Annotated in this window: 18 protein-coding genes; 13 read left to right on the top strand and 5 right to left on the bottom strand. The window is 59.4% G+C overall.

Annotated features, from left to right (window positions below):
- Positions 1-5: 5 nt before the first annotated feature.
- Positions 6-1,061, bottom strand: a complete 1,056-nt coding sequence (locus HGP12_RS04460) for a hemin-degrading factor (protein ID WP_168838421.1) — start codon at positions 1,059-1,061, stop codon at positions 6-8.
- A gap of 9 nt (positions 1,062-1,070) precedes the next feature.
- Positions 1,071-1,244 carry a hemin uptake protein HemP gene (gene hemP / locus HGP12_RS04455; RefSeq protein WP_168838601.1) on the bottom strand — a complete coding sequence of 58 codons (174 nt, stop codon included), beginning with the start codon at positions 1,242-1,244 and terminating at the stop codon, positions 1,071-1,073.
- Between the two features lie 192 nt (positions 1,245-1,436).
- Here hemP and HGP12_RS04450 point away from each other — a divergent pair, with 192 nt between their 5' ends.
- The 5 genes from HGP12_RS04450 to HGP12_RS04430 all read left to right on the top strand — a co-directional run bounded on the left by HGP12_RS04450 (position 1,437) and on the right by HGP12_RS04430 (position 4,292).
- Complete coding sequence (locus HGP12_RS04450) at positions 1,437-1,904, top strand: hypothetical protein (RefSeq protein ID WP_168838422.1); 468 nt, start codon at positions 1,437-1,439, stop codon at positions 1,902-1,904.
- A gap of 4 nt (positions 1,905-1,908) precedes the next feature.
- Positions 1,909-3,153: a cell envelope integrity protein TolA gene (locus HGP12_RS04445; RefSeq protein ID WP_168838423.1), complete on the top strand. Its 1,245-nt coding sequence runs from the start codon at positions 1,909-1,911 to the stop codon at positions 3,151-3,153.
- A gap of 135 nt (positions 3,154-3,288) precedes the next feature.
- Positions 3,289-3,687, top strand: a complete 399-nt coding sequence (locus tag HGP12_RS04440) for a DUF2325 domain-containing protein (protein ID WP_168838424.1) — start codon at positions 3,289-3,291, stop codon at positions 3,685-3,687.
- Positions 3,684-3,959: a hypothetical protein gene (locus HGP12_RS04435; protein ID WP_168838425.1), complete on the top strand. Its 276-nt coding sequence runs from the start codon at positions 3,684-3,686 to the stop codon at positions 3,957-3,959. Before HGP12_RS04440 ends, HGP12_RS04435 begins: the two co-directional genes overlap by 4 nt.
- An 18-nt stretch (positions 3,960-3,977) precedes the next feature.
- The gene (locus HGP12_RS04430; protein ID WP_168838426.1) at positions 3,978-4,292 is read left to right on the top strand and encodes an antibiotic biosynthesis monooxygenase family protein; all 315 of its coding nucleotides are present in this window, start codon (positions 3,978-3,980) and stop codon (positions 4,290-4,292) included.
- A gap of 36 nt (positions 4,293-4,328) precedes the next feature.
- On the opposite strand, the gene HGP12_RS04425 is transcribed toward HGP12_RS04430, so the two are convergent.
- The 3 genes from HGP12_RS04425 to HGP12_RS04415 form a co-directional block, all read right to left on the bottom strand.
- On the bottom strand, positions 4,329-4,706 hold the full coding sequence (locus HGP12_RS04425) for a DUF423 domain-containing protein (protein WP_168838427.1): 378 nt from the start codon (positions 4,704-4,706) through the stop codon (positions 4,329-4,331).
- Positions 4,707-4,713: 7 nt separating this feature from the next.
- Positions 4,714-5,103, bottom strand: coding sequence for a group II truncated hemoglobin (locus HGP12_RS04420; RefSeq protein WP_168838428.1), 390 nt, complete (start codon positions 5,101-5,103; stop codon positions 4,714-4,716).
- A gap of 89 nt (positions 5,104-5,192) precedes the next feature.
- Complete coding sequence (locus tag HGP12_RS04415) at positions 5,193-6,236, bottom strand: substrate-binding domain-containing protein (RefSeq protein WP_168838429.1); 1,044 nt, start codon at positions 6,234-6,236, stop codon at positions 5,193-5,195.
- Between the two features lie 136 nt (positions 6,237-6,372).
- On the opposite strand from HGP12_RS04415, the gene HGP12_RS04410 reads away from it, so the two are divergent.
- The 8 genes from HGP12_RS04410 to HGP12_RS04375 all read left to right on the top strand — a co-directional run bounded on the left by HGP12_RS04410 (position 6,373) and on the right by HGP12_RS04375 (position 13,873).
- A complete protein-coding gene (locus HGP12_RS04410; protein ID WP_168838430.1) occupies positions 6,373-7,416 on the top strand; it encodes a Gfo/Idh/MocA family protein in 1,044 nt (347 codons plus the stop codon).
- A 4-nt stretch (positions 7,417-7,420) separates the two neighbouring features.
- A complete protein-coding gene (locus HGP12_RS04405) occupies positions 7,421-8,314 on the top strand; it encodes a sugar phosphate isomerase/epimerase (protein WP_168838431.1) in 894 nt (297 codons plus the stop codon).
- A gap of 234 nt (positions 8,315-8,548) precedes the next feature.
- The gene (locus HGP12_RS04400) at positions 8,549-9,817 is read left to right on the top strand and encodes an ABC transporter substrate-binding protein (RefSeq protein WP_168838432.1); all 1,269 of its coding nucleotides are present in this window, start codon (positions 8,549-8,551) and stop codon (positions 9,815-9,817) included.
- A gap of 71 nt (positions 9,818-9,888) precedes the next feature.
- Positions 9,889-10,794, top strand: a complete 906-nt coding sequence (locus HGP12_RS04395) for a carbohydrate ABC transporter permease (protein WP_168838433.1) — start codon at positions 9,889-9,891, stop codon at positions 10,792-10,794.
- A gap of 1 nt (position 10,795) precedes the next feature.
- Positions 10,796-11,671, top strand: a complete 876-nt coding sequence (locus HGP12_RS04390; RefSeq protein ID WP_168838434.1) for a carbohydrate ABC transporter permease — start codon at positions 10,796-10,798, stop codon at positions 11,669-11,671.
- Between the two features lie 92 nt (positions 11,672-11,763).
- Positions 11,764-12,852: an ABC transporter ATP-binding protein gene (locus tag HGP12_RS04385; RefSeq protein ID WP_168838435.1), complete on the top strand. Its 1,089-nt coding sequence runs from the start codon at positions 11,764-11,766 to the stop codon at positions 12,850-12,852.
- A gap of 96 nt (positions 12,853-12,948) precedes the next feature.
- Positions 12,949-13,512 (top strand): TetR/AcrR family transcriptional regulator, encoded by a 564-nt coding sequence (locus tag HGP12_RS04380; RefSeq protein ID WP_168838436.1) that lies wholly within the window; start codon positions 12,949-12,951, stop codon positions 13,510-13,512.
- A 19-nt stretch (positions 13,513-13,531) separates the two neighbouring features.
- Entirely contained in the window at positions 13,532-13,873 is a 342-nt protein-coding gene (locus HGP12_RS04375) for an SMR family transporter (RefSeq protein ID WP_168838437.1), read from the top strand.
- The last annotated feature ends 122 nt before the right edge of the window (positions 13,874-13,995 follow it).

The following is a 13,995-nucleotide window of genomic DNA, read 5'->3' as shown; positions in this document are numbered from 1 at the left end:
ATCCCTCATGCGGCGACGCTGGTGCCGGCTCTTGTCAGATTTTCCACGATAGCGCGCCAATCGGGGCGCTCATCGAGGCCTTCCTTCCGCTTGCCGAAGAACTGGATGATCATCTCGCCCTTGGCATTATAGGCTTCGAGCGAGGTGACATGGCCGTCCTTGGTCGGCTTGCGCACGGCCCATGCCTCGGCGATGTGGTCCATCCGCAGATGCAGATGGAAGGTCGGGTCCATCACATTGATCCACGGTCCCATGGCCTGCACGTTGTGGATCGGGCCGGAGTGGATCTGCACGGTGCCCTCGTTGGCGACGAAGCACATGATCGGCAGGCCCTCGCGCACGGAAGCATGCATCATCTCGGCGACAGCGGCGGTTTCCAGCTTCCAGGCATAATCATCGCCGACGGTGCGGATCGCTTCCTGGCGGCCGATCTTCAGCTTCTTCAGCATGCCGAAGAATTCGTGCGTGTCCGTCATGCGGCTCCAACGGTCGCGCAATTCGTCGCGGCTGACGTCGCCATCCGTCGCGCCATTGTCATAGCCCGAGCGATCTTCGATGAATTCCTGCGCCTGGTCTTCGATACGCAGCTCGGCCACCATGGCGTGATAGGCATCGACATTCGAGTCGGGGCGCAGATGCACCTTGTGGACGGCATCGCCGGCCTTGTCGAAGAACTGCAGGCTCAGCTTTTTCTGATCGCCATCGGTCTTGGTGACGGCGAAGCCGTACACCCAACGCTTCGGGAAGATGCGCAGGTCGATATTCTCGCCCAGCACGATGGCCGCCTGCACGCCGAACTTCATGTTTTCATAGACGCCGATCTTCTCGTGCACGGCGCTTTCGTTGCGTGACAGCGCCATGATCTCGCCGAGCGAGGCAATCCGCTCCAGGAAGCGATCGACGCTGGCATCGATGCGGATGGCCGAGATGCCGACTTCGGCCGCAACCAGGGCAGCTTCGGAAATATCGAGGCGGGCAGCGATGTCGCGCTCGCGCATTTTCGGGTTTTCGGCGCGGAAGGTGCGGATTTCGGCGGGGGTCGGTCGGGTCGTCTCAGTCATCTGTCATGCCTATTTGTTGAGTATGAGTTTGCCTTGGCGCGTAATCTTCATGCGGTAGATGACGCCCTCGTGCTTGATCATGATTTCGGTCTGGCCCCGGAAAATATCCGTGCTCTCGACAATTCTTATCTGCGGTGCGGCCGTGCATTGCACCGGCGGCGTTGGGGTCTTCTCAGCAATCATCCTGTTTAGTTTTGCCTGAAAATTCATCGGGGGCCGAACCCTCGTCCGGCCAAATTTATCTTGACTCTCATACTCATGGTTTCATAAAGACGCAATAGGAGACTGTTAAAGTCAAGTTTAAAAATTTCGACGCTACACGCCAGGGCCGTTGGCCGGGAAGGTACGTGTCAAACATATTCAGGAGGCATGCCGATGCTGACGAAAACGATCCTGGCGCTCGCTACCTCGGGGCTGTTTGCCGCGGCATCCTCCATTCCCGCCTTCGCCCAGGATGCGACTGCAGCGGCGGCACCCGCATCGGCAGTTCCGGCCGCCGCACATAAGCTCAACATCGAACTCAATGCATTGGCGCCTTCGCAGAAGGGCTGCATGATGACCTTCGTCGCCGAAAACGACATGGCGACGGCGATCAACAAGATTTCCTTCGAACTCGCCTTCTTCAACGATAAGAACGCGGTCGATCGTGTCACCGTTCTCGACTTCCGCGATCTGCCGCTCGGCAAGAAGCGCGTGCGGCAATTCGACATGCCCGGCGTGAAGTGCGAGACCGTATCGCGCATCATCATCAATGACACGCCGGTCTGCGACGGCCCGGCCGCCGGCGAATGCAAGGCGGCTCTGACGACCCGTTCGCAGATATCCGTTCCCTTCGAGGGTTGAAGCCATGGCGGTGCGCTCGGCGAGGGTTTCCATGGAGCGCCGCGCCAACGGCGGCTTGAATGACAATTATCCGAGTGTGCTGCCGGGCCACGAACTGGCCGGCCTTGAAGGTGTGCCGCGACCGCCGGTTGGCGAAGCGGTCGCGCATTACAGTCGCGTTACTGAGATCAGTTCTTTTCCGGACAATCCAAGTGAAGCCGCGTCGGTCGAGACGGCGGAGCGTCTGCCGATGGACGCGCTGCCCGAAAGGCGGCGCGAGGCTATTGCAGGGCGCAAGACATCGCTTCTTTTCTCCGGAATGGGGTCCTGCCTGTTCCATGCCGTGATCGTTGCCGTGTTGCTGCTGACCTTCGTCGCGACCCCGGAAGATGCGCAGGAGGAAGCCGGTGACTCTGTCAGTGTCATTATGATCGGCAATTCCGATGCGGATCAGATGGCCGCCGGCGAGGAGACGCCGCAGACCGAACCGGAACAGGTGACGGCCGAGGCCGTGCAGCCGCAAACGGTTCAGCCGACCGAGGTAACGCCGGAAGAGACCCAGCCTCCGCAGCCGGATATCGTTCAGCCACAGGAAGTCGAGACGCAGCAGGCGCAAACGGCCGAGCCCGTCGAGCAGGCTCAACCAACGACAGTCGTACCGGAGCAGCCGCAGATTTTGGCGACGCAGGTACCGGCCGAGACGACGGTGGTCCAGCCCGCCGAACCGGTGCAGCCCGTGGAGACCGAGGTCGTCGAAGCCCAACCAGTAGAGCCGCCCGCGGCAGTAGCAACGCCTGTAGAAAAGCCGAAGCCAATCGAGAAGCCGAAGGAGGTCAAGAGGCCGGTTGCAAAGGTTGCGAAGGCAAAGTCGGGGTCGCTAGGGGAGAGCCGGGAGGATACCAAACGAGGGGCCGCCGACGGTATTGAGGCGGCGCAGGCCGACACAAATTCGCAAGTGAATGCTCGCCGTACGGGTTCAGGCGATGCTGCCGTCGCGAACTACAAGGGCAAAATACAATCCCGTATCCGCCGCTACGTTCAACGTGTCTCCTCAAAATATGAGAAGGGCCTGATACTCGTTGTAAATCTGACAATTGGTTCCGGCGGCGAGCTCCGATCTCTTTCCCTGACGCGCAGCTCCGGAGACTCTGCATTGGATCAAGCCGTGATGGAGCAAATCCGGAATGCGGCGCCATTTCCACCGCTGCCCTCGGAGTGGGGTAGGCCGACCTGGCCGTTCATGCAAGCGGTTCAGGTCGGCGGGCGCTAGCCTTCCGGCCAGTGTCGCTTTAAAATATGATAAAAATTATCAACTTTATACTTTACTGTAAAAATCAAGTTTAATATGGTCGCCTCGCGCTCGATGGAATCGAGTGCATAGGAGCAACCAGCAAACGGGTGATGCATGGCGCGTAAGGGGAAGAAGGATTCTGGCCGCGAGAGCCGCGAAACGCAGGCGATGGCACAGGCTTCCGGAAAATCCACGCTTGATGGGCGCAGTTTCCTCTATGTGGGCGGTCGCGATTGCCAGGTGGCGCATCTGCGCCAGATTGCCAGCAGCTTCGGCGCCGAGCTCATCCATCACGATGGCGGCCTGCGCGAAGCGGTATCACGTATCGATACGGTGCTTCCTTCCGTCGACTGTGTCTTCTGCCCGATCGATTGCATCAGCCATGATGCCTGCCTGCGGGTAAAGACGGGCTGCAAGAAATTCGGCAAGGCCTTCATTCCCTTGCGCAACGGCAGCAAGTCCAGCCTCGAGCGGGCACTGCAGACCATGAACGAACGAGACGCTTCAAGATGATCGATAACGGCCCTGACGGGTTTTTGCTGATCGGCCTGCACAAGCTGGCCGCACAGAATGGCGACGGGCTCGTGCCCGAACTCTATGAATTGTTGATGCGTCGTGCCGAAGAACAGCGCGCGGCCAATATCGCCTCCTTCCCGGCATGGAAGGCGCGGCAGCCCGGGGAAGCGCCGGATCAGCCGCTGGACGAGACGAGCCGTGATGGCGCGAATGTCGTTGCCTTTGCGCCTGACGTCGATAAGACTGTCGCGCGCCGCAAGAAGTTCTAATCGTCGAACGAGGTTGCCATGTATATCGCCATGAACCGCTTCAAGGTCGTCATCGGTTTGGAGGGCGAATTCGAAGAGGTTTGGAGAGGGCGCGCTTCGCGGCTGTCGGAAGTGCCCGGCTTCCTGGAGTTCAGGCTCCTGCGCGGCAAGGCGGATGTCGAAGAGGGCTATACGTTGTTTTCCTCGCACACCATTTGGCGTAGCGAAGAGGATTTCATCAATTGGACGAAATCCGAACATTTCCGCACGTCGCACCGCAATGCGGGCGATAACAAGCGGCTCTATTGGGGGCCGCCGCAATTCGAAGGCTTTGCTGTCGTTCCGGGGATTTGAGACAGCGCGGTCTGTTTCGCGTACGGTAATTCTCTCTTAGGCTTTGGTCGCAGTGGTTCTGAAGAAAGCGCCGAGCGCTATCGCGGCCCAGCCGGCAATCATCCCCATTCCGCCTATCGGCGCGGCCATCGGAAAGAGCGAGCCGCCACCGTAATGCCTGTTGATCAGATCGCCGGCGAAGATCAGCGCTCCCAATCCCAGCAGGATAGCGGCGATCGGCGCGGTACGGATGCGGTCGTAGCCGATATAAAGCGCAAGCAGGGCAGGGGCGTGGGCGAGGCTCATGGTAGAGGCCGCGCCGAGGAAATGCGTATCACCACCGTGGGTGGCGGCCGCGGCAAGCGCGATACCACCACCGCCGAGAATGCCGGCAATAAACAGGGTGGCCGGACGGATTGCGGCGCTCATGCTCATGTTTTCTTTATTCCCTATTTTGCATATGGAAGGCCAGGCGCTCGACCGGCTCCCAGATAGTGGCCCGCAGCTTTTCATTCTCGATGGTTTCATCCATGGCGCGGCGGAAGCAAAGTAGCCACTCGTCGCGCTCCATCGGACCGATGGCGGCGACGAAATGCCGGCTGCGCAAGCGTGGGTGGCCGCGCTTTTTGGTATAGAGCTGCGGCCCACCGAGATAGCCGGTCAGATATTCGTAGAATTTCTCCTGCGAGCCTGCGAGGCTTGGCGGGTGCACCGCGCGGCAATTGGCTGCCTCGGGCAGCGTATCCATCAGTTCGTAAAAGCGTGATGTCAGCGCTCGCACCGTGCGGTCGCCGCCGATCGCTTCGTAAAGTGTGATGGTTTCTTCGCTCAAGCCCAAGCCCCTGTTTGCGATGTCCTACGTGGCAACTGACGGGCGCTGCCGCAACCGTCGAAGCGGTCGCTGCGGCGTTTCGGCGCTGCTTATTTTGCGGTCTTCAGCTGGAAAGCATCGCTTTCCCCCGGGATGAGCTCGAGCGGCCAGACCGTCTGGCGTGTCTTCCGGGGATATTCCTGGCTGTAGGCGGGCATGCTGGAAAGTAGGATCTCCGCCAGCTCGACGCCGAGATCGTGCACGGACGTGCGAAAGCAGGTCAGCGCCGGCTGCAGGAACTTGGCACGCGGCGCCTCGCGAAAGCTGACGACGGCAATGTCACGTCCCGGAATGATGCCGGCTTCCATCACGCGCCGATAGAAGCCGATCGCCATCAATTCGTAGATCAGGATCACGGCCGTCGGCTGGTTTTCGAGGCTCAGCAGTTCGTCGGCAACCTGATAGCCTCCCTGTTCGCTCGATTTGGCGCGAATGACGAGTGCAGGATCGTAGGCGATGCCATGCCGCTCAAGCGCCCGGCGGTAGCCCTCGAGGAAGACAAAGCCGAGGTTGATGTCGCTCGACGGCGCGCTGACGGCGATGCGGCGATGTCCATGCGCCACGAGCCGGTCGACGGCGCAATTGACGACGCCGTCGAAATCGAGGTCGGCCCAGGGATGCTGCGTGCCCGAAAGGCTGCGGCCGAGTGCTGCGAAGGGGATCTTGGCCTTGGCGAGCAGGTCGAAGCGCTTGTCGACGCGCTGCGTCTCCGAAATGATGAGGGCGTCGACGACGCGCCTTGCCACCATGCGCTTCAGATATTCATACGGATCTTCGTCATGCGGGCAGGGCAGCATGATGAGATCGAGCTTGTGGCGCGAAAATACGCTCTGCAGCCCCCCGGTCACGGTGAGAAAGAAATTGTCGCTGTTTTCGACCGTTTCCCGGCTGGACTGGATCATCAGGCCGATGACATTCGTCGTGCCCTGCCGCAGGCTGCGCCCCGATTGATTGGCCACGTAACCCAGCTGCTCGGCGGCGGCGAGAACGCGCTTGCGGGTTTCCTCGTTGACATCAGGTTTGCCGTTCAACGCCCGTGATACTGTGCCGATCGAGATATCGAGATGTTCGGCAAGCTGACGAATTCCCTTCATCGGCCGCGGTTTTCCTCCATGCGCCATTTTCCGTTGTCCTCCTCTATTGACACAGGAAAATCTTTTCGCATAGTATCGTAAACGTTTACGGAGCGCGTGTCATGAGGGGTTTACGCACCGCCCGCTGGAGGACATCGTGAAATTTAATGCCATTTTGTGTGGGTGCGGAGCTATGTCCAAGGGCTGGCTCAGGGCCATCGCCTCGACGCCAGACCTTGCCGAATCCATTCAGATCGTCGGTCTGGTCGATCTCAATCGCGCCACTGCTGAAAACCTTGCGAAAGAGTTTTCTCTCGAGCATGCCGTCATCGGCTCCGATCTCGCCGAGGTCATTGCGATGACCAAGGCGGATCTGGTCTTCGACGTCGTCATTCCGGCCGCTCGTTTCGGCGTGGTTTCGACGGCGCTGAAGGCCGGCTGCCATGTCTTGAGCGAAAAGCCGATGGCGACGTCGCTCGCCGAAGGTGCCGCTCTCATCGATCTTGCAGCTGAGGCCGGCAAGGTCCATGCCATCATCCAGAACCGCCGCTTCATCTCCGGCATCCGTCGCATGCGACGCTTGGTGGAAGAGGGGGCGATCGGCGAGCTCACGGGCGTTCATTGCGATTTCTTCCTTGGTCCGCATTTTGGCGGCTTCCGCGAAGAGATGGACAATGTCCTGCTGCTCGACATGGCGATCCACACCTTCGATGCCGCCCGCTTCGTGTCCGGCAAGGTGCCGCTTTCGGTCTACTGCGTCGAAAAGAATCCTGTTGGGTCCTGGTACAAGCATGGCGCATCGGCCCATGCGCTGTTCGATTTTTCCGATGACGTCGTTTTCAGCTATCGCGGCTCCTGGTGTGCCGAGGGCCAGCGCACGAGCTGGGAAAGTGAGTGGCGGCTGACCGGCAGCAAGGGCATGCTGACCTGGGACGGCGAGGAGAATTTCGAGGCTGGTGTCGCCGGCAACGATCCGGGGCTGCTGCATGGCTTTACGCCGATCGAGGTTCCCGGACCGAAGCATGAGGAAGAGACGCATGGCCATGCCAGCGTCATCGCCTCCTTCATCGAAGCGATCAAGACCTGCAAGCCGCCCGAAACTGCAAGCGGTGACAACATTCGCAGCCTCGCCATGGTTTTAGGCGCGATTGAAAGCGCCAAGACGGGCCGGCGCGTCGATATTTCAGCACAAGGACAGTGACATCATGACAAATCCGGCAAAGGCCATCCGCATCGGCACGATGATCAGGGCGGCGAACGAGGACGCCGCCAAGGGCATCGCGAAGATCGCCGATCTTGGCTTTGAAAGCTTCGAGCCCTTCTTCTGGCAGACCACCAACGGCCAGAACCTTGCGGAGCTCGGCAAGCGCTGCCTCGACGCCATCGGCGATCGCGATATCACCATCTCGACCCTCGGCATGTTCGGCAATCCGCTCGAAGAGCGCGAGATGGACCTGCAGACGCTGCAGGGCTGGAAGGATTGCATCGACAACGCCCATCATTTCGGCGCGACTTGCGTTGCCGGTTTCACTGGCCGTATCCGCGACAAGCCGCTCACCGACAGTCTGCCGCGCTATAAGCAGATCTGGAGCGAGCTTGCCAAGCGTGCCGCCGACAAGGGCATCAAGATCGCCTTCGAGAATTGCGCCATGGATGGCAACTGGGCGACCGGCGACTGGAACATCGCTCACAACCCGGATGCCTGGGAGCTGATGTTCAACGAGACGCCTGACGACAATATCGGCCTGGAATGGGAACCGTGCCATCAGATGGTCTATCTGATCGAGCCGCTGCCGCAGATCCGCAAATGGGCAAGCAAGATCTTCCACGTTCACGGCAAGGATGCGACGATCCGCTGGGATGTCATCAAGGAGCACGGCATCTTCGGCAAGGAGAAGTTCGTGTTCATGCGCACGCCGGGCTTCGGCGACAGCAACTGGACCGATATCATCTCCGAGCTGCGCCTTGCAGACTGGTCTGGCTCCATCGACATCGAAGGCTGGCATGACCCGGTTTACCGCGATGCGCTTGAGATGACTGGCCAGGTTCACGGTCTGAACTATCTCAAGGCAAGCCGGGGTGGGGACTTCGTCGAGTAACGCATGCATTTGCAGAACTGCATCGATTTAGGAGGCAAGTTGTGCGTTAATGAAATGCCCTAAGTTATCGACGCTTAGGGCATGACGGAAACCCGAACGGAGGAACCCGAGCGTCTGCACCTTGCCCTATGGGACAGGCGGGCGCTTGGCGCAGGTAAGAGGAAAACGCCGATGGCAGCGCGGGCCATGTTATCGGACAGATACCGTCACGGTTCGCATGGTGGAGGAGAATGTATGAATATTTTTTCGAAGCTGGCGATCTCCGCCGGCATGTCGCTTCTGCTTGCCGCCGGTGTGGCGCAAGCGCAGAGCAAGACATTTAACGTCTGGTGGTTCGAACTGCCGGATACTTCGCAAGCCAAGGCATGGACCAAGGCGCTCGAAGAGCTGAAAGCCAAGCATCCTGACGTTACGATCAATTTCGAGCAGAAGACCTTCGAGCAATTGCAGAAGGCAGGCAGCCTCATTCTCAATTCGGATCAGGCCCCGGATGTTCTGGAGTACAACAAGGGCAATGCCACGGCTGGCCTCGTCGCCTCGCAGGGCCTGCTGACACCGCTCGACGATCAATTCAAATCGCGCGGATGGGATAAGATCCTCAACGAAACGAATAGCCAGCTCAGCAAATACGATGGCAACGGCATCTACGGTTCCGGTCCAATTATCGGTATTCCCGTCTATGGCGAATTCGTTTCGGTTTTCTACAATATCGACATGTTCCAAGCCAATGGCGTGAAAGTGCCGACCACGCTGGACGAGTTCGAAGCTGCGCTCGATACTTTCAAGAAGAAAGGCATTACGCCGCTTGCCTATGGTACGGTGGATTCCAACGCGCAGCACCTGGTCTATACGCTTGCACTGACGCAGGCTGACGATACCTGGGTCAAGAATTATCAGGGGCTGAAGGCACCGCTTGATACCAAACCCTTCCTGTTCGCCGCCCAGAAGATCGCCGACTGGGTGAGTAAGGGTTATATTTCGAAGGATTCGACCGGCCTGAAGGGTACCGGCGGCGCCGACAATCTCTTCTCGTCGGGCACAGCTCCGATGTTTGTCAGCGGCACCTGGAACAACGGCAACTTCGCGAGCTCGATCAAGAACTTCAAGTGGAGCCAGTTCATCTTCCCGACCACAAAGTACAGCGTGGGTTCGACCGGCAACCTGTTCATGGTGCCGAAGAGCGCGAAGAACAAGGATCTCTCCTACGAGTTCATCGATCTTGTTCTGAGCAAGGAAAACCAGAACCAGCAGGCCAATCTCGGTGGTGTTGCCATCGCCGCCGATCCGGCCTCAGTCACTGACGAAGTCGGCAAGCGCAACGTTGAGCTCTTCAACCAGATCTCCAGCAAGGGCGGCCTCGGCTTCTATCCGGACTGGCCGGTGCCTGGTTACTACGAACTGCTGATCCAGGCGACCACGGGTCTTGTCAACGGTTCGACCACGCCTGATCAGTTCGCGGCGCGCCTGAAGAAGGCCTATGACGACGTGCAGGCAGCGCAGTAACACCATCGGCGACAATCACAACGGCAAGACGGCTTTGATGCTGCCTTGCCGTATCGGACTGGAGGATTTCGATGGATAAGTCGAAGAACGCCGGCAAGGCGGGGTATTATTTCTATATGATCCCCGGTGTGTTGGGCTTTGTTCTGATCGTGCTCATTCCCCTGATTGCCAATCTCGCAATCAGCTTCACGACGTGGAAGGGGGGCGTTATTCCGCCGCGCTATGTCGGCCTGGAGAACTATCAAAGATTGCTTCAGGATACCCTCTTTTGGGGGTCGATCCAGCATACGCTGCTGTTCATCATTTCGATGACCATCGTGCCCATTCTGTTGGGATTGCTGCTGGCGGCGGTGCTTTTTGACTATATCAGCGCGCAGTTCAGCGAGAGATGGTCGAGCTTCTTTCGCGCGGGCTTCTATCTGCCGCAGATCCTGCCGCTAACCGCCGCCGGTGTTCTCTGGGCATGGATCCTCAATCCGATCGGCATCATCAACGCGGTGCTGAAGGCGATCGGGCTCGATTTCCTCGCCAAGAACTGGCTGGGGGATGCAAGTTATGCGCTTTGGGCGGTTTCAGCCGTCATCGTCTGGGTGCAGGTCGGCTATTGTCTCGTGGTCTTCATGTCCGGGCTGGCGCGCGTGGACCCCTCGCTCTATGAGGCTGCTGAGCTCGACAATGCAAGCTGGTTCGGGCGCTTCCGTTCCATCACGATCCCGATGCTCATGCCTGAAATCTTCGTAGTTGCGCTGACCACGCTGATCGCGGCGCTCAAGGTCTTCGCGCCCATCTACGTTCTGACGTCGGGCGGTCCTGACAATGCGACGACGGTACCGTCCTATCTGTCCTATTATCACTTCTTCACGACAAATCGCGTCGGCTATGCCGCGGCGATCGCAACATTGCAGACGGCCGTGACCATCTTACTCGGCGTCGTGTTTCTGCGCATGCAATCGAAGCAAACCGAGGGAGGTCACTGATATGACGGCCACGTCTTCGCTTTCCGCCCAGGCTGTTTCGGTGCATCATGGCCAGAAGAAAGGGATAGGCCGATGGGTCGTCCTGGCCATCCTGCTGGTTTTCCTTGCAGGTACGCTCTTTCCGTTCTTCCTGGCCGCCGTCAATGCCATCAAGACGCCGTCCGATTATGCCGCCAACGGTCCGCTCGCCTTTCCGCAGAGCTTTGATCTGACGGCGCTCAAGAACTTCTGGGCGACCGTCGATTTCCCGCGCAAGCTCTTCAACAGCATTGTCATCAGCGGATGCGCCGCCATTCTGGCCGTCGTACTCAGCCTGCTCAACGCCTATGCCATCGGCATCGGCCGCGTGCGCGGCGGACAGGTGATGCTCGTCATCCTGCTGATTTCGATCATGGCGCCGCAGGAGGCGCTCGTCTATCCGCTCTACTATATGTCCAAGCAGGTCGGCCTGTTCGACTCGATGCTCTCGGTCATCCTGATCATCGGTGTCCTGCATACCGCATTCGGCACTTACCTGCTGTCGTCTGTCATGGCGACCTTCCCGCGCGAGATCATCGAGGCGGCGCAGATCGACAATGCGAGCCGATGGCAGATCCTTTGGATGGTGATCGTGCCGGTGCTGCGGCCGACGCTTGCGGTGCTCGCAACCTTCTTTTTCATCTGGACCTGGAACGAGTTCCTGATCCCGTTGGTCTTCCTGGTCTCCAACAACAATCAGACGGTTTCCGTCGCCATGGGCGTGCTGTCGGGAGCCAATACGCAGGAGCCGACCGCGATTGCAGCAGCGTCGTTGCTCGGTATCCTGCCGACGGTGATCTTCTTCCTTATTTTCCAGCGGACCCTGACGCGCGGTGTTGCGGTCGGTGCCGTCAAATAACCAATGCGGAAGTCCCGGTCCGACTGTCGTCGTCGGGCGGGGCGCGATGAATGGCAAGTCAGACGACTTCGATTTTCCGCAGGAGGCGTAAAGTGGCAGGAATCAACATCAAGTCCCTCACTAAGCATTTCGGTGCCGTGCAGGTTCTCAACGACATCGATCTGACGATCGAACGCGGCGAGTTCGTCGTCTTTCTCGGCGGCTCGGGCTGTGGAAAGTCGACATTGCTACGTATGATCGCGGGTCTGGAGTCGATCACCAGCGGCGAGATCTGGATCGGCGGAAAGCGCGTCGACCAGTTGCCGCCCGGCGAGCGCGGTGTGTCGATGGTCTTCCAATCCTATGCGCTCTATCCGCACATGACCGTTCGCGACAACATGTCCTTCGGCCTGCGCAACATCAAAACGCCAAAGGCCGAGATCAACAGGCGCATCGAAGAGGCTGCGAAGATCCTTGAAATGCCGCATCTGCTGGATCGCAAGCCTTCGGCTCTCTCCGGCGGCCAGCGCCAGCGTGTCGCGATCGGCCGCGCCATCGTGCGCGAGCCCGACGTCTTCCTCTTTGACGAGCCGCTCTCCAACCTCGATGCCGGCCTGCGCACGCGCACGCGCGTCGAGCTGGCTCAGCTGCATGAGCGGCTGGGCGCGACGATGGTGTTCGTCACCCACGACCAGGTGGAGGCGATGACGCTTGCAGACCGTATCGTCCTGCTCAACAACAAGAAGATCGAGCAGGTGGCCACGCCCGTCGAGATCTATACGCGCCCCGCGACGCGCTATGTCGCGCAATTCGTCGGATCGCCGGGCATGAACTTCATCAACATAGCCGGTGTCGGCGAGGCGGGCGGGCTGGCGACGGCAGCGCTGCCGGACGGATCGGTCATCAGGACGGCGATAGCGCTCGACGGCCTTTCGAACTCCGGGCTGACGCTCGGCATTCGCCCTGAGCATCTGGTTGTCACGGCGGCGGAAAAGGGCGACATTGACGGCCAGGTCGAGACGGTGGAGCGTCTGGGCGACCGTTCCCTCGTTCATGTCAGGCTCAAGGACGGCTCGAAGATCATCGGCACCGATCCTGGCATGACGACCATCGCGACCGGCTCGCCGATCGCCTTCACCGTCGATGCAGCAAAGGTGAGCATCTTCGACGAGAAGGATGCAGCCTATCATTCGGTAAACTAAGAAGGGAGCAACACGAAGATCAGCCACACTCAATAAGGTTCAGAGGCAATCAACTAGGTCGTTGACGAAACCGTCCAACTGGTATGTTATGTCGCCATGTCCACTGCGCACCATAGGAAGAAGCAGCCCTTGTTCGTCCGCCAGCAATTGCTGGAGGTGGCGGCGCGGCTTGCTTCCGAAAAAGGGATGACGGCCGTGACCCTGGATGCCGTTTCCGGCGCGTCCGGCGTCAGCAAGGGCGGTTTGCTGCATCATTTTCCCAGCAAGAACATGCTTCTGGAGGCACTGTTCGAAAGCCTGCTGGAGCGGCTGGACGCGGCAATCGAGGAAGCGATGCGCGCCGATCCGTTGCCGCATGGCCGCTTCACCCGCGGTTACCTGCATGCCTGCCTGGCGCTGCGCGATCAGCCCGAGGGCACGAAGGACTGGGCGCAGGTGACGATGGTGTTGCTCACCGAGCCGCAATTGCGGCAGCGGTGGCACGCCTGGGTGCGCGAGCGCAGCGAGGAATATGTCGGCACGGACTCCTCGGTGGATGCGGCAATCGTCAGGCTGGCAGCCGATGGAATCTGGCTCGCGGATTTGCTCGGTAGCCACGACATGGACGAGAGCGCCCGTCAAAAGCTGATCGACCGGCTGATCGAGCTGACGCAGCTCTAACCTTATCGGAGAAAATGGAATGGCGAACGCATCGGTCTATGCAATGCTGCTGGTCGCGATCGTGCTGGAGGTGATCGGCACGACGGCATTGCAGATGTCGCAGCAGTTCACCCGCCTCGGCCCGACAGTGGTTCTGGTGGTCTGCTATACCGCAGCCTTCTATTGTCTCTCGGTGACGTTGCGGGTCATCCCTGTGGGCATTGCTTATGCCATATGGAGCGCGCTCGGCATCGTGCTGATTTCGATGGTGGGCGTCGTGCTTTTCCGCCAGAAACTCGACCTTGCCGCCGTCATCGGCCTGGGTCTGATCATTGCCGGCGTCCTGGTCGTCAATCTCTTTTCAAAGTCCGTGTCGCACTGAAAACACAGGTGTTGTCTATGGTCGTTTTTGTCTTTGTCAAATTCACGGGGAGGCTTTATCTCTTGTCCCGACTGGGCTGATGGAGTCTTGAAGTACGGCGCTTTCCCAAAGCGCTTTGGATC

This window comes from Rhizobium sp. P28RR-XV, from assembly GCF_012641385.1.
Classification (GTDB): Bacteria; Pseudomonadota; Alphaproteobacteria; order Rhizobiales; family Rhizobiaceae; genus Rhizobium.
Note: the sequence above shows the minus strand (reverse complement) of the source record. Positions and strands in the feature narration are given on the sequence as shown.